The organism is Paenibacillus sp. TAB_01 (genome assembly GCF_043945595.1).
In the GTDB taxonomy this organism is placed as follows: domain Bacteria; phylum Bacillota; class Bacilli; order Paenibacillales; family NBRC-103111; genus Paenibacillus_S.
In genome coordinates, this window is record NZ_JBIFNP010000001.1 from 3,674,660 (window position 1) to 3,698,393 (window position 23,734).

Sequence of the window (23,734 nt, forward strand, 5' to 3'; positions counted from 1 at the left end):
TGCCGGATAGAAGCAAGCGTCACCGCGTCTACCTCGCACCGGGCGGCCTCAAGCTGCAGTCCCCGTTTCCCTTCTTCTGACGACCGCAAACGAGGCCAGCGCTGACAACAAAGCAAGCAGCATTCCGCCTCCCGCCATCCACGGATGATATAGAACCGTACCTGCGGTATTCGCCGCCGCGCCTCCGAGACCGGCTCCGAGCGCCAATCCGAGATGAATAACGGAAGTATTCATGCCAAGCACCAGATTGCTCGCATGGGGAGCCTGTTGGATAAAGTACATTTGAAGCGGCGGCGCATTCATAAATGTCGAAGCGATCCACAGCATGATCAAGGCTAGGGCCGCCCATACCGGAGCAACCAGCATCGGTACCAGACTTAACGACAGAAAGGACAGCATAAGCGTCGCTGCAATCATCCGTACACTCCCCCACCGGTCTACTCCGATGCCTCCGGCGCGGGAGCCCAGTATGCCTATGAATCCCAGCGCGAGCATCGTCAGCCCTACCTCCGCGGTTGTCAGATGGAGCACTGACTGCAATAACGGCGTTAAATACGTCAGAACGATGGAGTTGCTCATGTTCAGAAAAAAGGTAACCAGCAGCCCGGTAACGATAACCGGATGGCGCAGCACGGCAAACTGCTCTTTAAATCCTGCAGGAGCGTCGCCTTCGATCTCCGGCAGCAGGCGCAGCAGTCCCAGCAGCACCAGTATGCTGAGGAGGCCGAGCACCGCAAAGATCGTCTGCCAGCCCCGCCACTCCGTAATAGCTATGCCCAGGGGCACGCCCAGCGCCATGGCGCTGCCAAAGCCAAGCGCGATCAGGCTGATCGCCCGGCCGGTCTCTTCAGCCGGTACGAGCTTGGCAATGGAGCTGATCGCCGCGACAAGAAAGACGCCTGCGCTCATGCCCAGAACGATCCGTGAAAAGATCAGCAGCCCCAACCCCGAGCTTACATATGAAGCCAGACAGCCTGCAATGAAAACAGCCAGAGCAGCCGTCAATATTTGTTTTCTCGGCAAGCGCGAAGTCAATGAGATAATAACAGGAGTTCCTATCGCAAACGCGACGGAATAGGCTGTGATGAGCTGGCCCGCCAGACCGACGGACAGGTTCAGATCCTCAGCAATGACATTTAATATACCTCCTACCACAAGCTCCGCACCCCCCGTCAAGAACGCCCCCAGCGCCAGCAAATATAAGGTTAAACGCTTCATCGTATCTTCCTTCCTTTCGCACCTGTACTCATATATTCAGTTCAATGCCTCGCTAGGAGGACGCGGGGAGCGCCACGTCTGGCAATCCTCTATGCATGCATCGGTTCCGCTTGATTGACATTATATGGGGTCTGCTAACATAATGTAAGAAGGCAATTCATTTGGATATTGTCCTGAAATTTTGACCAACTAATTTTTAGTAAGGGAGTTGCTGTGATGGAAACCTTCCCTCAGCAGGAAAACAGGGGCTCTAGCATCTGCGAGGTACTGCAAATTCTCGGCGCCAAATGGGCCTTCCTGGTCATTGCGGAGCTGGCCAAGGGCCCGAAGCGGTTTAAACAGCTTCAGCGGGATGTAGCTATCATCAAAACCCAATCGTTAACCGACACGCTGCGCCATTTGGCGCAGAACGGCATCGTCCTTCGGGAAGTGTTCCCTACGGTTCCGGTTTCAGTGCAGTATTCTTTAACGGAAAAAGGCTTGGACTTCCAGGCCGCGCTTATGGAAATGGAGAAATGGGCCGTCAAATGGGCGCAGCAGCCCTGAATGCTATTACGATAGTCCAGTCTTCGAATCTCTCAAAAAATTGGCATTTGCCACAGGCTAGTAGTATGATAAATAATAGATACAACACCTATTCATCGCCTTTATTTAAGTCTTAGGAGGAACACGAATGAAAAAGCATATTGCCCTGCTGAGCAGCGCCGCACTGGCCTTCTCCATGTTTGCTTCCGCAGCACTTGCCGATACGCCCAAAAAGGCTTCGGATTATAAAGATCTAACCTCGGTCGATGCGGCTCTGCAAGCCAAAATCGACACGTTATTGTCCAAAGGCATATTTGAAGGCGTCTCCGACGATACGTTCGGCATCGACCAGCAGATGACCCGTGCCCAATTCGCCAAGGTCGCGGCGCTCGTCTTCGGCTTGAAAGTAGATATGAACGTCTCGGCCTCCAGCTTTACGGACGTCCGCACGGATGACGCCGCAAACGGATGGGCCGTTCCATATATCGAAGCCGCGCGCGCCGCGGGTCTCGTAGACGGCGTTACGGCGACAACCTTTGCGCCGGGCGATCCGGTAACGGTAGGACAGCTCGATACCTTGTTCTTGAAGGGGCTCGGCCATCAGGTCGATGTGACGGCCAGTCCTTGGTATGCCGATGCCGTCAAGCAGGCTTCCGCGCTCGGCATCCATCCGTCGGATAAGAACGGAGACGCGGTGGCCTCCCGCGCAGATCTTGTGACAGGCGCTTACGGATCGCTTCCTGCTTCGCCGGATGTTCCACAGGAGGATTCTAATTTGGTCTCCGTAACTGCGGCGCAAGCAAACGGCGAGCATGCCGTAGACATCCGTCTGGACCGTGCGGTAGATACCTCTGCTGCCAAGCTGACGCTGACGAAGAACGGCACCGTTATTGACACCAAAACTGCCTGGTCGAGCGACAAGAAGCTTGCTACGCTCACTTTGTCCGACGAGGACGAGAAGCTGACCAACGGAACCTACAAGGTGACGCTCAGCGGCATCGACAGCTTGCTGGTGAAAACGGCTTACCAGACGTTTACAATCGGAACGCCCGGCCCTAGCTCCACTACCGGGGATATCAGCTATTCGATCCCGGACAGCTACGTGCTGAAGGACGTTATTGACAGTGGCATTACCGGGCTTGCAACGGGGTCCGAGGGCTATGTGAGCCAAACGGAAGCCGAGAATCCGACGCTCAGCATGTTCGCGAAGGAAATTGAAATTATAGCTACCGACAAGTCGGGTAACGAGGTAGCCATTCCGGGAATTATCCAGTCGATTACTTCCTCGAATCCATCTGTAGTGAAAGCGGCCGTTTCCTCCGACCACAAAGGCTATGTGCTCGGTAATAAAGCGGGAACCGCCAACGTGAGTGTCGTATACAGCACCGGCAGTGACAACAAGACAATGACCATTCCGGTTGAAGTGAAGAGCGACGCAGTGACCGCCGAGTTGATCGAGGCAAGAGACATGGGATCTTATCAATACATGACGGTTAACGGCAGCGTCTACTCCGGACTATTCGACGCCTACCAGGCGATGGATCTGCTCATCACCGACAATTACGGTATCGAATACGAGCAGGACGAGATTCAAGGTTATAATTTTGCTCTTACGACGATTCTGACTCCCGAAGATATTGTCGGCGACCCTAATAACGGTCCCGTCGGTACGGTCACGATCGATACCAGCGGCATCGTTCATGTAGATGGCAATGTCACCGGCTTTACGCTGGTTGCGAAGCTGCCGAACGGCAAACGCGCAGCCACCGATATTCATATGCGCCAACGTTAATTGGCGGATCGTTCGTTCCCTGATGCAGTCATCTGGCTGCATCACAACAAAGAAGCCCGTCGGCAGTATAGCCGACAGGCTTCTTTGTTTGGATGCTTATTTCAGCGCATCTGCGCTTCGGTTAGCTTTTACCGGAGGTGTGCAAAAGAATGGCGTCCAGGATGACATCCCAATCCCCTCTGGGGATTTCGTGGCCGGTTCCCTCCAGCGTCAATAAGGAAGCCCCGGGAATCGACCGGGCCAAGGCGAGTCCGTGCGCGTACGGAAGCACAGGGTCTTCCGTTCCATGAATAACCAAAGCAGGCGCTTTGATTTCATCAAGCTGTATGTCATACACAGGCTCGTTTTGCAGCAGCGCATGATTGAACATGCTGAGCAGGCTGTTCGCCCGCTTCACTTCGTCAGCCGCAAGCTTCATAGCACGCTTCTCGTCGAACGGATGGCTTGAGCCGCCCAGCAGACGCCAGCCTTCCGCCAGGTAGCGCGTTACAGCCGCTTCATCCGACCAGTCAAGCTGTGCGCTGTTCGCATGATATTGAAGAATCCGTTCGTCGATCGAAGGCAGCTCCTCTTCATAAGGCGCGTACAGACTCGACATCATCATTGTCAATGTAGATACCCTTTGGGGATGGATTACCGCAGCCAGCTGGGCAATCATGCCTCCCAACGACATGCCGACCAAGTGCGCCCGCTCTAATCCGTAACCGTTCAATACCTCCATCGCGTCGTCCGTCATATCCTTGACGGAGTAGTGCAGCTCCCCGGGAGGATACGCAGTAGAACGCCCGACATCCCGGTTATCGTAGCGGATGACGTATCTGCCCTTATCGGCTAAGCGCCGGCAAAAGGCTTCGTCCCACCAAATCATCGAAGCCATAGCCCCCATAATAAGCAGAATCGGCGGGTCGTTCGGGCTGCCGAAGCTCTCGGCGCATAACATTGCGCCATTCGAATCGATCATTTTTTCAGTCATCGTTATACCTCGTTTCCAAAAAATAGACTAGCGTTTTCCGGCTGTCTCTGAAACTTAGCGTAAACGAATGAATTTGATAATCATGACGCAGCCTCTCCTTTGGATTCAGATGAGAGGTTTCCCTCACCGCCATTATAGCATATTTATGTGCTGGAAGCCGCGCCAGAGCCTTGACGGAGCAAACGGAACCTCAGATGAATACCGTTTCCGCATACTGTTTGCGGTAGCTTTGCGGAGCGATGCCGGTTTCCAATTTGAACAGCCTTGAGAAATAGTTGGGATCGGTTATCCCTACCTCTCCTGCAATTTCAGCGATCGGCTTGCTGCTCTGCAGCAGCAGCTTCTTGGCCTGCTCCACCTTAAGGCGGTGCATGAATTGCAGCGGGGCTTGTCCGGTCTCGCGAATAAACAGCTTGCGCAAATGAGATTCGCTCAGCTGCACCCATTCCGCCAGCTCGCTTACCTTCGGCGTAAGATGCGGGCGGCTCAGCAAATGATGGATAACCGTATGTACTCTGCTGTCCCAGCCGCGGGCCGGAAGCTCCGTATTTTCGTAGGCGCCGGGCTGCAGCAGCAAATGAAGCATGCGCAGCATTTGAGATTGAAGCAGCAGCGAGCTTAACGGATCCGCGGAGGCGCTCTGGTGCAGCATCTCGTTCAGCAGCAGGTTGAAGTCAGCCGCGGCTGACTTGTAAATCACGGGCAGCTGAAACGCTTGCGCCCAGCCGCGGCGGTTCAGGAAAAGAATCTCCGCATCGAAGTTCAAGCTGATTAACCGCACTTCTCCCGTCAAAGGGCTGCCGTTCAGCACGCTTTGATCCGGAAGGAGACAAAGCTCTCCCTCACCGCATGTATACGGGCTGCCGTTCAGCGTCAGCCGCAGCGAGCCTTTGTCGACATACCATACGACGGAATGGTTCAATATTCTATCCCGGATCCGCCAATGGGCATCCAGGCTGTAGCGTTGAATGTGCAGGAATCGTACCTGCAGCGACTCGACAAACAGTTGATATGCAGCCATATGCCGGTATGCCTCCCGTTTTCTTAATGAGCCAAAGTACAAACCTTCCCTCATATAATAATGAACGGGAGGTGCTTTTTATGAAAACACGAAGTGTCTTGATCGCGCTATTCGGACTCTGGTTTACGGCAGCGCCATGGATGTTCGGCTATACCGGTCACGCTGCAGCTGTGTGGATGAGTGTTGGTTTCGGCATCGTTCAAGTTATAGCATCCCTCTGTTCGCTTCGCCAGGCATCGGGTGATTCACCGCCTAATCTGATTACTTTTGTTACAGGCATAATTATGGCCGTTTTGCCGTTCACTTTGTTTACGACGGGCCATCATGCCGTTTGGATTACAGCAGCCATCGGCGTACTTACCCTCGTGCTGAGCTTTACCAATCTGAGCCATAGACAGCGGCCTTAATCGCCGATTTCGGCAATCAGCTTGGCAAATCGGAGGCGGAGCTTAGTTGAACAGGAAAGCAGTTAAATAACCCCACAAAGCGGGGCTTATGCTTCGAAGCGGACTCAGGTACTTTGCGGGGCCCCGAAAACATATAAATTGTATCATGTTTAAAAAGCCGGCGCTCGCCGGCTTCTTTGCCTATAGGCCTGCCGCCTGCTTATAGGTCAGGCACAGTCCCTTTTATCGCCTCGTTCCGCTTGAACGTATCTTCACCCGCTACAAGAAACGTCTTGATCCGCTGGGTGTCTCCTCCCCACTGCTCTATCAAAAAGCGCACCTCCGGCGTAGTATACCGAACCGAGAAGGCGACGCGCGGCACATTCGAGCTGTTCGCATTGGAGCCGTGGATGGTCGCTTCGTTGAAGAAAGCGATCTGGCCCGGCGACATTTCCAGGGCCACTGCCCGGCTCTCATCCACCTGATCGGCCGCCAGGCCCTCGCCGAAGGCGCTGTTGGCATCGCCCGTATCGTTGTGCCGGACAACGGTGTTATGGGTGCCGGGAATGACCTTCAAGCACCCGTTCTCTTCAATCGACCAGCCGAGACTGACCCAGGCCGTCGCATTAATCGCAGGCTCCATCGGCCAATAGTTGATATCCTGGTGCCACGGGATGTATTTTTCGCTGCCCGGAGGCTTATACCAGAAATGCATCGCCCACAGGATCAGATCGCTGCCCAGTATTTCCTTCATCGGCTCTACGATGCCCGGGTGGGTTGCAAGCTCATACGCCCAGCGGTATTGATGGTGCCAGGCCGATAAATTTTTGGCGGTGGCGGCAGGCTCGTACCGGGACTGCTCCAGCGCGTCAAAGAACAGCCGGTAATAATACTCGGATTCCTGCAGGGACAAGCCCTGAACAGGTCCGCTGTAGCCTTCCTCCCGGTATTGCCTGATCGAGAACGGGTTGCCTCTTGTTATCATATAAATAACCTCCATCGGTTGGATTTTACATTTCTTATTGTAAAATCAGGTCTGTCCGGAGGGCAGATAACAAATCAATTATTACTAGCACAAAACGCTTATTCGTGGAGCCATGGCAACGCTCTGCGCAAAAGTAAGTCTTCCGAACGATGCAATCGGCTCCGTTTTATGGTAACCTAGGAAAGCCGATCCGGGACGAACATACGTACGCAGTTCCGGACGGCGCGCATCTTAGACGAACCGGAGGAGTTGCACATGCTTCAAAGAACACACAGTGCGGCCGGGGTGCTGGCAGCGGAATGGGTGCTTCATGCCTATCATGTTCCCCTTCTGTCCTGGGATACGGCAGGAGCTCTGCTGCTGGGCTGCTTTGCCGGACCGCTCGCCGATATTGATAAGCCGGGGTCCGTGATGGCCAAGCTTTTTTTCCCGGTCTCATCCCTCCTGCGAATGCTGCACATTCACCATCGCACCATGACGCATTCTTTATTATTTCTAGTATTGCTGGCCACGGCTTCCTTTCCTATTCCGGCCTTATACTACTCAACCTTTTTACTGGCATACGCTTCTCACCCGCTGATCGACCTTCTCAATGAGCAGGGAGTAGCGCTGTTCTGGCCCGTCCGTACAAAAATCCGGCTGCTCCCCAAATTTCTCGCTATCGACACCGGCTCGCGGGCGGAGGATGTCTTTTGTTTTCTGCTGATCTGCCTCTGCTTCTGGCTGCCGGCGCGCGAATGGTGGATCGGTTGGATGCAGCTGGCTATGCGATAGACAAGAGCGGGACAGCAGTTGAAGATAAGCTGGGCCTACACTGGAGATAAGCTGGACAATAGCTTGGATATATGGCAAAGAACCAAGTTTCGTTAGACGGCCTCCGCCGTCCCCGATGCGAAAAACCGGTCTATACCGCTGCAGAGGCTGCCTTGTCGTCGGGTGTGACCAGCACTTTCTTCTCCCACGCCCGGCTTCTCCATCGGTACAGAAGCAGCAGCCCGCGCAGCCCCTCATCCATAACGAATACCGCCCACATGCCGATCAGGCCGAAGCCCCAATGAATCCCGAGCAAGTAAGTGCAGGGGACGCACAACCCCCAAATGATGCACACGCCGGTCATCACGATAAAACGGGCATCTCCCGCCGCGCGAAGCGCTTCTCCGATGACGATGTTCAAGCAGCGGGCCGGCTCCAGGAGAAAGCCCATCGTCAGCAGAAAGGCCCCAAGGGCAATAATCTCCGGGTCACTTCGTAAACAGTCCGAGCAGCGCCTCCCTGAACAGCACGATCAGCGTTACGCACAGCATCGAAAGAAGCAGGCTCAAGCCGAGGCTTCGAAACAGCTGCCGGTAGGCCTGCTCCTTCTCCCCCGCTCCGACAAGCCTCCCGATAATGATCTGTGTCCCGCGGCCCAGAGAAATCGCGAGCACCATAATGAAATACATAATATTCTGCGTATAGATACGAGTCGAAAGCATCTCCGCACCCAAGGACGTAATAAAATAAGTGGTCGCCAGCTGGCTGATGGAATAGACCAACTGGTTCCCCGCGGTCGGAATGCCGATGCTTAAAATCTTTTTCAGATCTTCGACTTTGCTTTGGATGAAATTCGAGAGGGACAGCCGCAGCCGAACCACTTTTCTTAAGATCAGGCTATAGACGATTAAGCCTAACGCCTGACTGCATACCGCGGAGATGGCAACGCCGGGAACCCCCAGCTTCGGAAATCCGAACGGACCGAAGATGAATAAATAATTTCCGAACAAATTAAGCAAATTCATGCCTATGCTTACCATCATCGTGTACCTTGTAAATCCGTGCACCTGGGTAATGGCCGATATGGTCAGATTGATTGCCTGAATGAACAGCGCTCCCCCGACAATGGACAAAAACACTTCGGCCTGAGCCAATAGATCCGGCTCTAATCCAAACAGGCTGAGCAAGGGCCGGCTGAATCCGATCATGGTTATGCTGATCAGCAGACCGAATACAAAATTAAGCGAGATCGCGCCGGCCGCAAACCTGCGCACCTCCTCCGTGCGTCCTGCGCCGAGATACTGCGAAATGACGATGGCGGAGCCTGCGGAAATAACCTGAAGCAGCAAAAAGGTAAAGATGATAAGCTGATTCGAAACGCCGACAGCGGCGACGGCTCCGTCAGATACATGACTGACCATAAAGGTATCTGATGTCCTCATGAACATTTGTAAAGAGGACTCGATAAATAACGGCCATGTTATGGCAAATAGGCTCAGCTTCTTCGTGTTCGTCATCCTGGCGTCAGGCTCCTTCGGCGGGTCAACAGCTCCGCAAGCAGATGTAGTAAGCGCATACATTACCTCTCATTGTATGTCGTATCCTGAGCACGGTCAATTCAAAAATCGCGACATCCGCTCCCGGCAAGCCTTGTCTCCTCAGAATGTCTTTCTCATCCTTCGAATTCACTGATATAATAATAAAACAACCCCACAAAGTGGGGCTATGCTTCGAGGCGGACTCAGGTACTTTGCGGGGCCCCCGAAATTATAAATGCTGATAGGTTAAAAAAATACCCTTTCCATTGGAAAGGGCATCTCAAACACAATAGGAGAACCAAATGATTCTGCACAAAGGGGAAACTCTGTTCCGTCAAGGAGAAACCGGGCCGCTGTACCGGGTCAAAAGCGGGCTGCTCAAAATTATGCGCGTTCATGCCGACGGGAATGCGATTCTTGTCAATGTGATTGTACCTAATGAAATGATTCCTCATCATTCGCTCATAAGCCCTAATCCTTATTTCGGCACGGCGGTCGCCCTCGTCACCTGTGAGATTGAGGTCATTCCCGCGGCCGAATGGTATGCCGCCCTGGAGCAGGACCCGGGCAAATGCCGGCTGATCGCGCTTCAGCTGCAGGACAAGCTGCGTATGATGCAGCAGCGGATCGACCAGTTAACCGCTGTCGCTCCAGCCGAAAAGCTGTCCAAGCTGCAGGCGTGGTTTGAGCGCTATATCTCCCCTTCAAGCCTCACCGACGTTCTGACTCAAGATGAAATCGGCCAGTTCATCGGTCTCCGGCGCGAAACGGTAAACCGGCTGCTGCGGGCCCAGGTATCAGACGACGCCTCCGAAACAAAGCCGCGTATCCAGCGCGTGCGCGCTCACAAAGTCCCGGCCGGACCGAAGAATTCATAGTGAATCCGGCTGGAGTCTACGCCCCATTGCTTCAGCATCCCGTTCACAGCTTTCATAAAAGGAACCGGGCCGCAGAAATAATAATCCGCTTCAAGGGAAGCCGTCGTTTCGGCAAGCCAAGGCAGCTCAATATACCCGTGCTTGTGGAAGGCTTGAAGCGTTTGATCCTGCTCGCTAGGGCTATCGTAGACCCAATATACCGAGATCTGCGGATGGTTGCGGGCGAGCTCTTCCACATGCGACTTCATCGCATGCAGCTCTCCGTTGCGCGCGGCGTGAATGAAGGTAACCGGACGCTGCGGATTCGTGGCAGCCATCGTATTCAGCATGCTGATCATCGGTGTGAGTCCGACGCCGCCGCTGATCAGCACAACCGGTTCCGTTCCTTCCTGATTCAGCGTAAAATCTCCGGCCGGTGCGGAAAGCAGCAGCATATCCCCTTCCTGGATCTGCTCATGCAGGTAAACCGAAACTTTACCGGCCGGACGCCCCTCGATTTCGTCTTCTCTTTTCACGGAAATCCGGTAATACGGCTGGCCCGGCGCGTCCGACAAACTGTACTGACGGATGTGCGTATAAGTATCCCCTCGGATTTCAACCTTAACGCTCACATATTGTCCAGGCTCGAACGCTGGAACCGGCCCACCCTCCTGAGGCACCAGATAAAACGATGTGATGACTTCGCTCTCTTTCACTTTATTCGCAACCCGGAACGGTTTGAAATCCGCCCAGCCGCCCTTTTGCTCCTCCGCCTGCCGGTACATCTCGTCCTCTACTTGGATGAACACATTTGCAATCACTCCGTAGGCTTCGCCCCAAGCTTGCAGGATCTCATCGGTAGCCGCATCTCCAAGAACCTCCTTAATCGCAGCAAGCAGATTTTGCCCGACGATAGGATACTGCTCCGGCTTGATGCCAAGGCTGCGGTGTTTATGAGCAATTTGCCGGACAGCCGGCAGAATGGCCTCCAGGCGATCGATATACAAAGCTGCCGCATACACTGCGTTGGCCAGCGCCGTTTGCTGTCTTCCCTGCTTTTGATTGGCATGATTGAATATATTGAGCAGCTCCGGATGGCTGGTGAAAAGCCGTTCATAAAATCGTTTCGTAATGGCCGTTCCGTGGACCTCCAATACAGGTACGGTTGATTTGATAATTTGAATTGTTTTTTCGTTTAGCATAGCGTTTGCACTCCTCTGTACTTAGGTTTGAACCCAGTATACCCGCCGGGGAGAGCTGTACTTGTGATTCTAATCACATAAAATCCTAACGATCTGTGACAGCCGATTCCTTTGCTTACGCATAGCCGTTTCCATGATTGGGAAACATAAGACATATTTTTCCGGGCAGCTTATTAAAGTCATTTCTCGGGGCAGGAATCGCGATGAACAGTACAGGAAATAAACTCAGCTTTATCCAAATCAGCATGATGCTCATGCTAACGATCGGGTTAACCAGCCATGTAATCGTCAATCCCATGATTCTAGACGCTTCCGGCAGGGATGCGTGGATATCGGTTATTATAACTGGGCTCATCTATTGCCCATGGTGCGGAGTATTGCTGCTTATTATGAAGAAATCCGGCCAGCAGAAGCTGCAGCCGTGGCTGGCACAGCAGACAACCCCTCTTCTATCCTGGATCTTGATGGCTCCGTTTATTGCGCAGCTTTATTTGATGGGCGGCATGACCGTCTTACATACTTCCATTTGGACGGTAACGAACTATTTGCCGGCCACCCCGAAGCTTGTCCTTATCACCGTGCTGACGCTTATTTGTCAATACGCGGCGAAAATCGGCATCCGCGCTATAACGATAGCTTCCGGCATTCTGCTGCCGACCGTTGTGCTGCTGGGCTTTTTCGTCGCCGTATCCAATGTGCCCGAGAAAAATTACCAGCTGCTCAAACCATACCTGGAACACGGCTGGCAGCTGCCGATTAACGGCATGATTTATGCAGGCAGCGGGTTTGTTGAAATTGTGATTCTGCTGTTCATGCAGCACCATTTGAAATCACAGGTAAAATACTGGATGCTGCTTGCGCTGTCCGCCATTATAGTTGGTATTACTCTGGGGCCGGTCATCGGCGCGATTACCGAGTTCGGCCCGCAGGAAGCGGCGAAGCAGATGACCTCTCCCTATGAGCAGTGGCGTCTGGTCAAGCTGGGCGACTATATCGAGCACGTGGACTTTCTCTCTGTGTATCAATGGCTGTCGGGATCCTGCGTGCGGATCAGCCTCTCGCTCTTTTTGCTTGGCGATGTGCTCCCTATAACGACACGCAAAGGACGGAACATTGTGCTTGCCGCCGTTACGCTCAGCTATATCTCATTGTCTATGCTGCCAATTAATCAGAATGATTACTATTTATGGACATACCGATACTACTTTCCCGGCGCGCTGATCATTACCTTGATATGTACCACGCTATGGGCTGGTTTTTCATTGTGGACGCGCAAAACAAAGGAGAAGCCGACATGAATATGCCAAAAGCAGAGACGCCGCCCCTTTGGACAAAGCAGCGGCTGCACCAGTTATTCGAAATGTCTGCCGACGTCATGTTACAGGTGAACCTGCTGGATAATACGGCCGCCTCAGAGATTATGCTGATCTACGCGGAAGGACTGTGCGACACTACCCGCATCAGCGACTCCATTCTCCCCGGACTTCAGGAGCTGTATTGCGAGGAAGGGTTCGATCAGCTCCGGAACGGGCATCTTTGGGGAGTGCTGCCGTTAGTTCCCCTGCCAGCGGATGCCCAGGCGCAAGAAATTATGGATACGGTCTATTTGGGGGATCTTCTTCTGTTCTTTTCCGGACCGGGACTTCTGTTCAAGCTGAATACAAGCACGCCTCCAAGAAGAATTCCGCAGGAATCCAGCACCGAGATATCGATTAAAGGACCGAAGGACGGCTTCGTGGAGGATATTACTACTAATATTGCGCTCATCCGCAAACGGATCCGGAGCAATACCTTGTGCTATGAAACGATGGTGCTCGGCAGACGGACCCGGACGAAAACAGGCCTGCTTTACATCAGCGACATCATCAACCCGCAGCTGGTGACAGAAGTCCGCAAACGGCTGAACAAGATCGATGTCGACGGTGTTTACAGCATGGCTCAGCTGGAGGAATCGCTGGCGGACGTGAAATACTCGCTGTTTCCGCTGCTTGATTTCACAGGACGGTCGGATTTCGTGGTCGCCTCGCTGCTGGCAGGGCGGTTCGTCATTCTCGTTGACGGCAATCCGTTCGCTCTAGTGGGACCGGCCGGATTTTCGTTGATTCTGAAATCGCCCGAGGATGTCCATTTCAGCTTCCAATACATCTCGTTCGCCCGGTTGATACGACTGTTCAGCTTCTGGCTGTCTATTCTGCTTCCCGGCTTCTGGGTGTCCATCGTTGCCTTCCATCAGGATCAAATTCCGTTCCGCCTTATGGCTACCGTTGCCGTCGCCCGGATCGGTCTGCCCTTCTCCGCGCAGCTGGAGATGTTCATCCTGCTCGTATTACTGGAAATTTTCCGCGAAGCGGGGGTTCGTCTGCCCAGCTCCATCGGCCAGATCCTTACGGTAGTAGGCGGACTTGTTATCGGGGATGCCGCGATCCGGTCCGGGCTCGTCTCTCCTTCGGTCGTTGTCGTCGGATCCATTACCGCGGTGACGGGCGCCACCTTGGTGAATCAGGGCCTGAGTACAGTCGTAAGCATCGTCAGACTTGGCATGTACCTGGTCTGCTGTTTCCTGGGGATGTACGGCTTTATTCTAAGCCTGATTCTGCTGCTTTTTTATATGTCCAAGCTTTCATCCTTCGGCGTGCCTTATTTTTCGCCGCTGTCGCCTCCGATTTTCAGGGATATGCTGAAATCGTTCATGAGAATGCCGTGGGATGTCATGAGAAAAAGGCCATCCTTTCTTCATTCACAGGATTCGAGCCGTCAAGGAGAGGATTCAAATTGAACAAAGTGGTTACCGTCTGCTTGAGCCTGCTGATGTTATTCCTGCTGACCGGCTGCTGGAACTCCAAGGACATTCAGACGATGGCTTACGTGACTGGCCTTGGGCTGGATTATCAGAACGGAAAATATATCACCTATGTGCAGGTGCTCAACTTCTCCAACATTGCCAAAACCGAGGGCATGGAATTAGGAAGTACGGTACCGAACTGGATCGGGCGGGGCGAAGGCAAGACGATGACGGAATCGTTCAATGCCATTTACACCTCCTCGCAAATCCGTGTTTTCTGGGGGCATTTGAAGGCTATTGTCTGTACGGAAAATTTGTTAAAGCGCGCCGACCGCATCAAAGAAGCTTACGATATGATTAACCGCTACCGTGAAGTCAGATATAATGTGCTGATCTACGGGACCAAAGTGCCGCTGCGGGACATTTTTACACAAAAATCGATTCTGAATTTATCGCCGCTGGATACCGTTATGTACAGTCCAACCCAGATTTATGCACAGCGTTCGTTCATCCCTCCCATTTACGGGTACAAATGCGTCGCTCATTTAAACGAGCCCGGCAGCGAGAGCATCATCCCCTCCATATCCATAGTTGATAATAAATGGACGGTCGATTACAAGGACAAGCCTATGCTGCGAATTAACGGGGCTTATTTCTTATCGGATCAGCAGCTGAGGGGATGGTTGAAGGAAAGCGATCTGGCAGGGTACCGCTGGCTGCAAAAAAAGATGCAGCGGTCCGCTCTGCAAATTATTGATGACAACAATCAGGCTGTTGCAGCTCTGGTTCTGGTTCGTCCCAAGCCGGAGATTATTCCGATCGTTCAGAACGGCACCCCGTTTTTCCGTATTTCTGTCAATGTGAAAGCTTTTATCGAAGAGCTGACGGCCGATATCACCGAAAAAGAGCTGGAAATACGCGCGGCCAAGGCCGTGAAGGAAGAAATTTGGACCACCTATAAAAAGGGGCTAGCCACACAAGCCGATGTATTCCAGTTAAGTCAGGCTCTTTACCGGAATTATCCGAAAGTATGGAATGCCGAGCGTCAAGAGCAGGCATTTTTTCTGAATGAGAGCTCCCTCAAGCAGATTGACGTTAAGGTTCACCTGCTTCACACCGGGAAATACAAAGGACGTATAGAATAAAATTCAGCCCTGCACCGATCTTCGGGTCCAGCTGTTTCTTGGGATCTGCCTCCCATGTCAGTCTGACTGCGCCAATCAGCACAGCCGACATAGCAATCTATCAGGGCATTCGGAACACGGCAAGCGATACTGTCCCAAAAAGAGAACACCGGCAGCCGGTAGTCCAACTCCCAAATGATATTTTCCAGCGCGCGCCAATCCCAGGCGCGTGTTACGGCGATGTACAGCGGTCGGTCGAACCCCACGCAAGACGCCTCCGAATCCACGAAATACGCGGATTCAGAGGCGTCTTTGTTCGATCCTATTCAGGATGGATATGGGGAGTATAAGAGCAATAAGCGGCTTTTGAAAGCGTCTGCCGCCGTACATTTTAATAAATAAAACACTCGTTTAGGCTCTTGTGCTCGCTTTACCTTCCATCGGATATGGCATTATGCACAAGCTGATTCCGCATCCATTCGCTGTTGACCAAGCTGTCGCCTTCAGCCGTCAAACGCTCGTACAGCCGAAGCCGGTATTGCTGAATAAGCTCCCGGCAGTCAGGATCGTGAATCCGGTTCGTCAATTCATACGGATCCTGTTCCAAATCGTACAGCTCATCCACATCCGTCGTATTCCAGATATACTTCCAACGTTCCGTACGGAGCATCCGCTGCGTATAAAGGCCGAACTGCTGTCCGTTATAGGTCGTTACCGCCTCAGAACGCCAGCCGTCCGCCGTCTCGCCCCGCAGCAATGGAAGCAAGGAACGCCCGGGGAAAAACTCAGGCACCGGCAGCTCCAGCAGTTCCAGTATGGTTGGGGGAAGGTCCAGCATATTGCAGACGAACCCGCCGCGCTTCTCCCCGCCCTGCCCGGTAATCGGCGCATATTTCACGATAAGCGGCACCCTGACGACATCGTCATACAAGATGTAATGCTTATCCATCATCCCGTGCGAGCCGCACATATCCCCATGGTCCGCGGTAAAAACAATCATCGTATTGTCTGCGGCGCCTGACGCTTCAAGAGCTTGCAGCACCCTGCCGATAGCGTCGTCGGCTTGGCTGATCACAGCATAATAGCGGGCCGCAATCGGAGCCCAGTCGTCCCATGTATAATCTTGAACCTGCCAGCTGAGCAGCTGCTGCTTCTGGATATAAGGCTTATCCGCGAACGTATCGCCGAAGCCGCCCCACGGTGGAATATCCGCCGCGGCATACATCGATGCAAACGGCTCGGAAGGCCGGCACGGCAGATGCGGCTCGGTAAAGTTCAGCTGGATATACCAGGGCTCGGACTGCGTATCCGCCGAAAGCCGGCGGATCGTTTCGCAGGCCCGTTCGGCCAGCCAATGGGTTTGCGCGTCCGCCAGCGGGATCGGGCTGGCTTCCCCGGCATAGCCTGCCTCCCATTTCACGTCCGGGTATTTATGCGCGATCATTTCATGATACCCGGCGAACCCGACATACTCATCGTAACCATACTCCAGGGGAGTGTGCTTCGGATGCACATCCCATTTGCCGAGGTGCACGCGGCGATACGCGTGCTTACTCAACTCGCGCGGCCAGGCATATTCGGACGACTCCAGCGCCGTCACCGGCAGGCCGTTCTTGAAATTCCACAGCGCCCCGAACGTTTCCGGCCGCCGGCCGCTGATGAATGCCTGCCTGGCCGGGCAGCAGGTGGGAATAGGCGTAAACGTATGCTCAAACCATAGGCCTTCCGCGGCCAAGCGGTCGATATTCGGCGTTTGCACCGGATAGGCGCAGCTGTAGCCGATGCAATCGTAACGAAGCTGATCCAGCATAATGAAAAGAAGGTTAGGCTTGGTCATGGCGCTTTGATCCCGTAATTGTTTTCCTTGGACCACCCGTTTTCACTCATTTTTTTCTTGACCCCGTCCACCATGATTTTTTTCAGGTCCGCCAAATATTTATCCTGCGTACTTGTGCCTTCGAGATACAGCTGCCCCAGCTTCTGGTTGTTTTCCGTTACATTCTTGTCGACCTCGCCCGCATAAATATTCAACTGCATCCGGTCTCCAACGAACTGGAAGCCCTTCAGCTTATCGGGCAGCGCCGCATTCTCGACAACCGGGGTGCGGTACAGGCTCTCGGCGAGCAGCCCCTGCACCTTCGGAGACGTCGTATAGGCGAGAAAATCGACCGCGGCATCCATTTTCTCCGGCGCAATCGTCTTCGGAATCGCCATATTGCCGGCAGGCACGCCGCCGATTTCCATCAGCTTTCCGGCCGCGTCCGGGTGGTTCTCCTTGGTCAGGTACGGCAGCGGGAAGGCCGCCATCTCGAACTTGCGGGCCGAGGTTTCGTACAGGGCTTTGCTCTGCGCCGAGGTCCGCATGACCATCGCCGCTTTCCCCTGCAGGAACAAGTCGCCCGCCGTATCAAAATCAAGGCCGTTATAGCCCTTCGGCCAATATTTGCTCCAATCCTTGACGATGGCGAATACATCCTTGTACGGCGATTTCTCGATATCGATAATGCCCTGGTCCACGCCCCTTACGTATTCATTCACTTCGATGAAGCCGCTCTTATCGATATCCAGCTTCTCGTAGACGCCGGTCAGCAGCTCCTCGGTCAGAATCCGAATCGTCCAGTTGTAATTATAGTCGCCGGGCTTCGAATTGGGGAAGGCGAACGGAACGACGTTCAGCTTGAGCAGCTTTTCCTGCGCATCGAGAAACTCGTTCCAGGTTTTCGGAACCTCCTTGATGCCCGCTTGGGCAAACAAATCCTTATTGTACAGAACCCGTACCGAGTTCACGTAGTTCGGTACGCTTGCATACGTCTTGTCGTCGCCGATCAGCTGCTGCAGGATCGTCTGAGAGAACAGCTTTTCCCAGGGCTGGTCCCCGGAGTAAGCCGTTTTTTGCTTATAATACGGTGTGAGATCCACAAGCAGTCCTTTTTTCAAATCCTCCTGGTCCCAAATGTAACGGGTTGTAAAAATATCCGGAGCCGTCTTGCCGATCAGCTGCGTAGTTACCCAGGTACGATGCTGCTCGACGCCTGCAAAATGCTGCATCTGCAGGTTGACCTTCACGCCGGAATGCGACTCCATATAGGTTTTGGCGATGCTGTCCCATGACTGGCGCTCCGCTTCGTCTCCATCGCTTTCGAGCATCACCATGACGTTCAAATCGATGGACTTGCCGTCGCCGCCGGAAGCGCTGTTCCCGGAATCGGACGAGCAGCCGTTCAGCAGCAGCATAGCGGAAACGGCGCCAAGCAGCGGCCGCATCCAATGATTGCGCATGTTCATTATTATCACCTCACAAGTTATCGCTCAGGTTGTTACCCTTTGACCGCACCGGCCGTAATCCCCGAGACGAACGATTTGGTTGCGAACAAAAACAGCAGCAGCAGAGGCACGGAGGAGATCACATAGCCTGCGAACTGCAGACCTTGAACCTGGTCCAGCGAGCCGTGGACGCTTGAGAGCGCAAGAATTACCGGCTTCACCTTGTCTCCCGACGTGACAACAAGCGGCCACACATAATTGTTCCAGCCGAGCAGCGCATTGATAACCGCTACCGTAGACAGGATCGGCAATGACAGAGGCAGCGCGATCTGCAGATAAATTCTGCCGTCCCCCGCTCCCTCTACCTCCGCCGCTTCCAGCACGCCGGTGGACAGCCCTTCGAAGAAGGTTCGGATCAGCATCGTCGCCATCGCGGATGCGCCGGCCATCGGTCCGAAGATTTGCGCCCAATACGTATTGATCAAGCCTAAATTTTTGAACAAGATGAACTGCGGAATAAGAATCAGGAACGAAGGCACCATCATCAGCATAATGATCAGGTAATACATCAAGCTCTTACCCCAGAAAGAAAACCGGGCGAACGCATAGCCCGCCAAGCTCGCATTGACCAGCACGCAGATAATAATGCCGGCGGTAATGAGGATCGAATTCCATAAAAAAGGCCACAGCTGAACAAACGCATTCGCATAATTGCTCCAATGCAGCGGCAGCGCCGGGAACCAGAACTCGTGAATGACCTGATCCCGGTATTTCAGGGAAGTGACGATCAGCATATAAAAGGGGACAAGCGTCAAAAGCAGCAGCAGCGTCAATACGGCGCAATTCGCCCATGTGCCTATCTTTTTCATCATGTTCCCCCTATTCCGCCTGGTTCGCCGGTTTAATGAAGCGGTTCGCCGCGAGCGTGCACAGCAGCAGCACGACAAACACGACCACCCCGATCGCCGAGGCGTAGCCCAGCTCGTTGTATTCGAAGCCTTTTTTGTACAAATACAGCGCAGGCGTGAGCGTGGAGAAGCCCGGCCCGCCGTTGGTCAGCACCAGCACGTTCTCGAAGCTTTGAAACTGCTGAATGAAGGCCAGAATAAGCACGAGCCTAAGCTGGCTTCGAATGAGCGGCAGCTCGATATGCCAAAGCCGCTGCAGCCCGTTCATGCCGTCCATCCCCCCGACCTCGAACAGCTCCTGCGGCACGGCAAGCAGGCCGGCCAAATAAATCAGGAAATAAATGCCGGAAACCCAGGGGAAGTTAATGAACACGATGGGCCAGAGGGCCGTTCCGCTCTCGCCGAGCCAGGCGTGAATCCAGCTTTCCAACCCAAGCGCTCCGAGAAGACGGTTCAGCAAGCCGTCCCCGACATAGATCCATTTCCACAGCAGGAAGACGATGATATGCGGGACGACCATGGGCAGAACAAACATCGATTTAAAAAACGACTGCAGTCCCGCCTGCCGGAGCCGGAATACGCCGATGGCGGCCAGCAGCGGGAGCGTCAGCTGAATAACAACGAAGCTGCCGGTAAACAAGACGATATTTTTCAACGAAGCATAAAAGGTTTGGTTCATGAAATAAATTGGTGAAATTATCCAGACCGATAAACCGGTCAACATTCGCTCCGTTCCATTCATAGAACGATTGCACAAACGCGTGCACGAACGGCGTGTATTTGAACAACCCGATCGATAAGAGAATCGGCGCAAGAAACAAATACGCCTTGAGATGCTTCCAGCCTCGCCTTCTCAGAGCATCGCCGGGATTCATGCGTACGGAAGGATACGATTTCGACGGAGCGGCTTTAAACAAAGCGGTTCCCCTCCTTACTCCCTACTTCTTACTCTATGCCAGGCACCTCGACAACCTGCCCTCCGGCTTGATGCGAGCGGATGGCCGCCTCGATAATTTCCTGCGCGGCCAGCGCTTCCGCCCCTGAGCCCTCGATTTCCCCGGGAGCCGCCTGCTGCTTGATCTGCTCGATAAAGCGGTCGATCCGGTTGCCGAACGTGTCGTTAAAGCCCTGCATCCCCCGCATGATGGAATTGCTCATGACAATCTTATCGCTGCTGTGACGCGGATAGTAGGTTGCGCTTTCGTAGACGTTCTCGATCACGAAGCGCCCTTCCGTTCCCGCCGCCTCGCACCATTCGATCGGGTGCAGCATCGACATATCGTAGCTCCCGGTCAAATGGCCGACCGCTCCGTTCGCGAACTCCAGGTTGACGCTGGCCGTCGACCAGGTTTTTCTCCCCGGCGCTTTCGTCATAAAGGACTGCACCCGCTTCACATCGCCGAAAAAGTAGCGCATGACATCGATCGAATGCGGGTGCAGTGCGCGCATGTGAAACCATTCGGTAAAATCAGCTTTGTTATCGATCGTCAGCCGCATATTGATAAACAGCGGAGCGCCGAGCATGCTGCGCTCGATCCATTCCTTGGCCTTGGCGGCCGCCGGCGTGAACCGGTGATTCAAATTGCAGCCGAAACGGATGCCCCGCTCGGACGCAGCCTTCACCATGGCTCTCGCTTCCTCAATATTATTGGAAATAGGCTTCTCGACAAGCACATCCTTGCCCGCTTCGATAGAGATCATCACCGGTTCATAGTGATGGCTCGCCTTCTCCTCGCCCCCGGTCGCTACACAGACCATATCGATCTCTTCGGACGCAAGCAGCTGGCGAAGATCCGTATATGCCTTTACCCCATAAGTTTCCGCCGCTTCCCGGGCACGCTCCTCCATCAGATCGCATACCGCGACCAGCTCGGTATCCGGATGCTGCTTGTAATAGCGGCAGTGGATTTTGCCGATATTGTTTACGCCGACTACGGCTATTCGTATCATGAAACGTTTCCCTCCTTATATTGGGCTGAATCCGTATCGCAGCTTCGCTGTACTTCATAATGAGCGTGCCGCTGCAAGTCAAGATTCACCCGTTGTGAAATGAAAGAAGAACGCACCGCCGGACTTCTGCGGTGCGGAACATGCTATTTCGCTTTGTTCGCCTGCAGCGAACGAGCGGTAAGCGAGCTGCCGATATGCAGCGTATCGTAGGCTTGCTGGGAGGATGTGAACGGCGCATCCCCTTTGCCGTGCCAGCCAAGGTTCGTGTACATCGGGTTCGTGCGGCCCGTTTCCTGTTCCCGGCGCTGAATATGCGCTTCCATTCGGGCGGTCAGCAGCTCGACGACAGCCGGCTCCTGCTCGGCAACGTTATGGTTCTCCTGCGGATCTTCGATCAGATTGTACAGCTCCACCTCAGGCTTGAAGTGAAAATCCGGCTCCAGCGCCCGGATCAGCTTCCAGTGCGGCGTGCGCCAGCCGTGCTTGCGCATCCATGTGCATTCCGTCAGGTACAGCTCGCTGATTTTGCGCTCCGGCCGCCCCTCAATGAACGGTACCAGGCTCCGGCCGTCCGGCTCCAGCGGCTCGTCGATGCCAAGCAGCTCCATAATGGTCGGCATGATATCATGGATGACCGTAACGTCCGATACCCGTTTGCCGGCAGGAATTTTGCCCGGAAACTTGAGAATCAGCGGCACGACAAGCGTGCAGTCATACAGCCCGTGATGATCGAAGTAGCAGTCATGCTCATACAAGGTTTCCCCATGGTCCGAGGTTACGACGATCAAGGTTTCTTCCGTTATGCCCAATGCTTCGACGGCTTGAAACAGATTCTGAATGCAAGCATCCATATAAGCGACGGCGCCGTCATACTGGGCGCTGACGTATTCCTGGTCGGTCACGCCTTCGGGTATCCAGGATTTCAGGAAATCCGCGAACGGTTTGAAGTCGTACACGGGCTCCATCGAATCGTTCGAAGGGTCTTTCTCATCACCGCCGTAGAAAATGCGCTCAAACGGCTGAGGAGGCAGGTAGGGCGAATGCGGGTCGATATGTCTCAGGAAGAGGAAAAACGGCTTCTCGTCCTGCGCCAGCCGCTGCAGCTCGGGAACGGCCACCTCGTTCAAATTTTCCGCTTTCGGGCATCTGCCGCTCTCGTCCGGCATCCAGGCTTCGTAATCCAGATACTTTTGAAAGCCGCGTGCGGAAGGATTTCCGGTAAACCCGACGCAGGTCGTGTTATAGCCCTGCTCTTCCAGCACCTCCGCCAATGTTTTCGCCCCTACCGGGCCTTTGTGCCGCAGCGCGACGACGTCGGTGCCGAAGCAGTCCTTGCCGGTCAGCATAGCCGCGTAGGCCGGCGTGGTCGGGATGCTCGGGCTGAAATGCTGCTCGAACAGTACGCCCTCGCTTGCCAGCTTATCCAGATGAGGGGTGGTCAGCCTGCCGTAGCCATATCCGCTCATGCGGTCTCTGCGCAGACTGTCAATGCCCAGAACGATCAAATTCGGTTGTTTCGGGGAAGTCGACATTGCTTCTTCACTCTCCTTTGATATCCATGAAGAACGCCCGGTTAGCGGGCGCCCAGCTGCTTCAAGCAAGCGTTCAAGTAGCCGTAGGTTTCAGCGGCGATAATGGAAATTTGCGCGAGCGAATGCTCCGGCTTCGCACCGATGACCTCAAGCACCACCGGGCCGTCGTACTGATGATCCGTCATTGCCTTGCAGTAGGCGAACAGGTCGATATCGCCCCGGCCGCAGGCCTGCAGCTCGATCGGCCCCGGCCCCTGCTCGCGTCCTTTGCAGTCGCGGATATGGACGTGCTTGACCCGGCTGATGACTGCAGGGAGCGCGTCCTCCGGGTTTTCATTGGCTCTGAAAATATGGCTCGGATCCATATCGATGCCGAACGCCGGGGAAGCCACCTCCGCCATAGCTCTCAGCGTCGTTGGCGTATCGTGGATAGCCTGGCCGATATGCGCCTTCACGCACAGCGTGATCCCCAAGGAAGACGCCTGCTCGGAGAAGCGCTGCAGCTGCTCGATCGACCGCTGGACATCCTCTTCGACGCCCGTTTTGCCGCCCGGACCGATATTAACGATAGGAATGCCGATTTCCGCCGCCGCTTCAAGCGCGGTGAACAGACGCTGCTCGTCCTTGACACTCCCGAATTCCATTGACAGGAAGCTTAGGCCTTCGCCCTGAACGATCGACCGCAGCTCCGCCGCCTGCTCCTTCCAGCGGGACAGGTCCAGATGCTCGCACATGCCCTGAATCGCCGAAATTTCCACGCCGTCATATCCGCTGAGCGCGATATGGCGCGCCGCTTCCGCAAAGCTGAATTCTTTAAACAGCACCGAGTTGACACCTAATTTAATCATGTTTTATGACACGCTCCTCTTATCGGCAGTTCCTTCTGCCGTTGGAATAATAGCCGTTCTCTTCAAACAATCTGTT

Annotated in this window: 22 protein-coding genes; 8 read left to right on the plus strand and 14 right to left on the minus strand. The window is 54.1% G+C overall.

Annotated elements, in window-relative coordinates:
- Positions 1 to 48: 48 nt before the first annotated feature.
- Complete coding sequence (locus ACHHV8_RS17710) at positions 49 to 1,218, minus strand: MFS transporter (protein ID WP_395160135.1); 1,170 nt, start codon at positions 1,216 to 1,218, stop codon at positions 49 to 51.
- A 216-nt stretch (positions 1,219 to 1,434) separates the two neighbouring features.
- On the opposite strand from ACHHV8_RS17710, the gene ACHHV8_RS17715 reads away from it, so the two are divergent.
- Positions 1,435 to 1,764, plus strand: coding sequence for a winged helix-turn-helix transcriptional regulator (locus ACHHV8_RS17715; protein ID WP_395160137.1), 330 nt, complete (start codon positions 1,435 to 1,437; stop codon positions 1,762 to 1,764).
- Between the two features lie 127 nt (positions 1,765 to 1,891).
- A complete protein-coding gene (locus tag ACHHV8_RS17720) occupies positions 1,892 to 3,535 on the plus strand; it encodes an S-layer homology domain-containing protein (RefSeq protein WP_395160139.1) in 1,644 nt (547 codons plus the stop codon).
- 121 nt (positions 3,536 to 3,656) lie between these two features.
- Here ACHHV8_RS17720 and mle read toward each other — a convergent pair whose 3' ends face one another.
- Both mle and ACHHV8_RS17730 read right to left on the minus strand, forming a co-directional pair.
- The gene (gene mle, locus ACHHV8_RS17725) at positions 3,657 to 4,508 is read right to left on the minus strand and encodes an alpha/beta fold macrolide esterase (protein ID WP_395160141.1); all 852 of its coding nucleotides are present in this window, start codon (positions 4,506 to 4,508) and stop codon (positions 3,657 to 3,659) included.
- Between the two features lie 190 nt (positions 4,509 to 4,698).
- Positions 4,699 to 5,529, minus strand: a complete 831-nt coding sequence (locus ACHHV8_RS17730) for an AraC family transcriptional regulator (protein WP_395160143.1) — start codon at positions 5,527 to 5,529, stop codon at positions 4,699 to 4,701.
- A gap of 80 nt (positions 5,530 to 5,609) precedes the next feature.
- Here ACHHV8_RS17730 and ACHHV8_RS17735 point away from each other — a divergent pair, with 80 nt between their 5' ends.
- On the plus strand, positions 5,610 to 5,936 hold the full coding sequence (locus ACHHV8_RS17735) for an SPW repeat protein (RefSeq protein WP_395160145.1): 327 nt from the start codon (positions 5,610 to 5,612) through the stop codon (positions 5,934 to 5,936).
- 199 nt (positions 5,937 to 6,135) lie between these two features.
- On the opposite strand, the gene ACHHV8_RS17740 is transcribed toward ACHHV8_RS17735, so the two are convergent.
- Positions 6,136 to 6,900 (minus strand): phytanoyl-CoA dioxygenase family protein, encoded by a 765-nt coding sequence (locus tag ACHHV8_RS17740; protein ID WP_395160147.1) that lies wholly within the window; start codon positions 6,898 to 6,900, stop codon positions 6,136 to 6,138.
- A 255-nt stretch (positions 6,901 to 7,155) separates the two neighbouring features.
- Here ACHHV8_RS17740 and ACHHV8_RS17745 point away from each other — a divergent pair, with 255 nt between their 5' ends.
- A complete protein-coding gene (locus ACHHV8_RS17745; protein WP_395160149.1) occupies positions 7,156 to 7,674 on the plus strand; it encodes a metal-dependent hydrolase in 519 nt (172 codons plus the stop codon).
- A gap of 130 nt (positions 7,675 to 7,804) precedes the next feature.
- Here the strand turns inward: ACHHV8_RS17745 and ACHHV8_RS17750 are convergent, their stop codons facing one another.
- Together ACHHV8_RS17750 and ACHHV8_RS17755 are read right to left on the minus strand one after the other, a co-directional pair.
- On the minus strand, positions 7,805 to 8,104 hold the full coding sequence (locus ACHHV8_RS17750) for a hypothetical protein (protein WP_395160151.1): 300 nt from the start codon (positions 8,102 to 8,104) through the stop codon (positions 7,805 to 7,807).
- Positions 8,105 to 8,141: 37 nt separating this feature from the next.
- Complete coding sequence (locus tag ACHHV8_RS17755) at positions 8,142 to 9,170, minus strand: MATE family efflux transporter (protein ID WP_395160153.1); 1,029 nt, start codon at positions 9,168 to 9,170, stop codon at positions 8,142 to 8,144.
- Between the two features lie 323 nt (positions 9,171 to 9,493).
- On the opposite strand from ACHHV8_RS17755, the gene ACHHV8_RS17760 reads away from it, so the two are divergent.
- The gene (locus ACHHV8_RS17760) at positions 9,494 to 10,069 is read left to right on the plus strand and encodes a Crp/Fnr family transcriptional regulator (protein WP_395160155.1); all 576 of its coding nucleotides are present in this window, start codon (positions 9,494 to 9,496) and stop codon (positions 10,067 to 10,069) included.
- On the opposite strand, the gene hmpA is transcribed toward ACHHV8_RS17760, so the two are convergent.
- Positions 10,036 to 11,250: an NO-inducible flavohemoprotein gene (hmpA, locus tag ACHHV8_RS17765; RefSeq protein WP_395160157.1), complete on the minus strand. Its 1,215-nt coding sequence runs from the start codon at positions 11,248 to 11,250 to the stop codon at positions 10,036 to 10,038. The two genes, ACHHV8_RS17760 and hmpA, sit on opposite strands and share 34 nt — an antisense overlap.
- A gap of 203 nt (positions 11,251 to 11,453) precedes the next feature.
- Between hmpA and ACHHV8_RS17770 the strand changes: the two genes are divergently transcribed.
- The 3 genes from ACHHV8_RS17770 to ACHHV8_RS17780 are packed head-to-tail and all read left to right on the plus strand — an operon-like array spanning position 11,454 to position 15,177.
- On the plus strand, positions 11,454 to 12,548 hold the full coding sequence (locus ACHHV8_RS17770; protein WP_395160159.1) for a GerAB/ArcD/ProY family transporter: 1,095 nt from the start codon (positions 11,454 to 11,456) through the stop codon (positions 12,546 to 12,548).
- Complete coding sequence (locus tag ACHHV8_RS17775) at positions 12,545 to 14,026, plus strand: spore germination protein (protein ID WP_395160161.1); 1,482 nt, start codon at positions 12,545 to 12,547, stop codon at positions 14,024 to 14,026. The genes ACHHV8_RS17770 and ACHHV8_RS17775 overlap by 4 nt, the downstream gene beginning before the upstream one ends.
- A gap of 5 nt (positions 14,027 to 14,031) precedes the next feature.
- Entirely contained in the window at positions 14,032 to 15,177 is a 1,146-nt protein-coding gene (locus ACHHV8_RS17780; RefSeq protein WP_395163543.1) for a Ger(x)C family spore germination protein, read from the plus strand.
- A 409-nt stretch (positions 15,178 to 15,586) separates the two neighbouring features.
- Here ACHHV8_RS17780 and ACHHV8_RS17785 read toward each other — a convergent pair whose 3' ends face one another.
- From ACHHV8_RS17785 to ACHHV8_RS17815, 7 genes are all read right to left on the minus strand, one after another.
- A complete protein-coding gene (locus tag ACHHV8_RS17785) occupies positions 15,587 to 16,993 on the minus strand; it encodes a sulfatase family protein (protein WP_395160163.1) in 1,407 nt (468 codons plus the stop codon).
- A complete protein-coding gene (locus ACHHV8_RS17790) occupies positions 16,990 to 18,435 on the minus strand; it encodes an ABC transporter substrate-binding protein (RefSeq protein ID WP_395160165.1) in 1,446 nt (481 codons plus the stop codon). The genes ACHHV8_RS17785 and ACHHV8_RS17790 overlap by 4 nt, the downstream gene beginning before the upstream one ends.
- Positions 18,436 to 18,473: 38 nt before the next feature.
- A complete protein-coding gene (locus ACHHV8_RS17795; protein ID WP_395160167.1) occupies positions 18,474 to 19,292 on the minus strand; it encodes a carbohydrate ABC transporter permease in 819 nt (272 codons plus the stop codon).
- A gap of 7 nt (positions 19,293 to 19,299) precedes the next feature.
- Positions 19,300 to 20,052 (minus strand): carbohydrate ABC transporter permease, encoded by a 753-nt coding sequence (locus ACHHV8_RS17800; RefSeq protein ID WP_395160169.1) that lies wholly within the window; start codon positions 20,050 to 20,052, stop codon positions 19,300 to 19,302.
- Positions 20,053 to 20,273: 221 nt separating this feature from the next.
- Entirely contained in the window at positions 20,274 to 21,278 is a 1,005-nt protein-coding gene (locus ACHHV8_RS17805; protein WP_395160171.1) for a Gfo/Idh/MocA family protein, read from the minus strand.
- Between the two features lie 143 nt (positions 21,279 to 21,421).
- Complete coding sequence (locus tag ACHHV8_RS17810) at positions 21,422 to 22,810, minus strand: sulfatase family protein (protein ID WP_395160173.1); 1,389 nt, start codon at positions 22,808 to 22,810, stop codon at positions 21,422 to 21,424.
- Between the two features lie 41 nt (positions 22,811 to 22,851).
- Positions 22,852 to 23,658 carry a sugar phosphate isomerase/epimerase family protein gene (locus ACHHV8_RS17815; RefSeq protein ID WP_395160175.1) on the minus strand — a complete coding sequence of 269 codons (807 nt, stop codon included), beginning with the start codon at positions 23,656 to 23,658 and terminating at the stop codon, positions 22,852 to 22,854.
- Positions 23,659 to 23,734 lie beyond the last annotated feature (76 nt).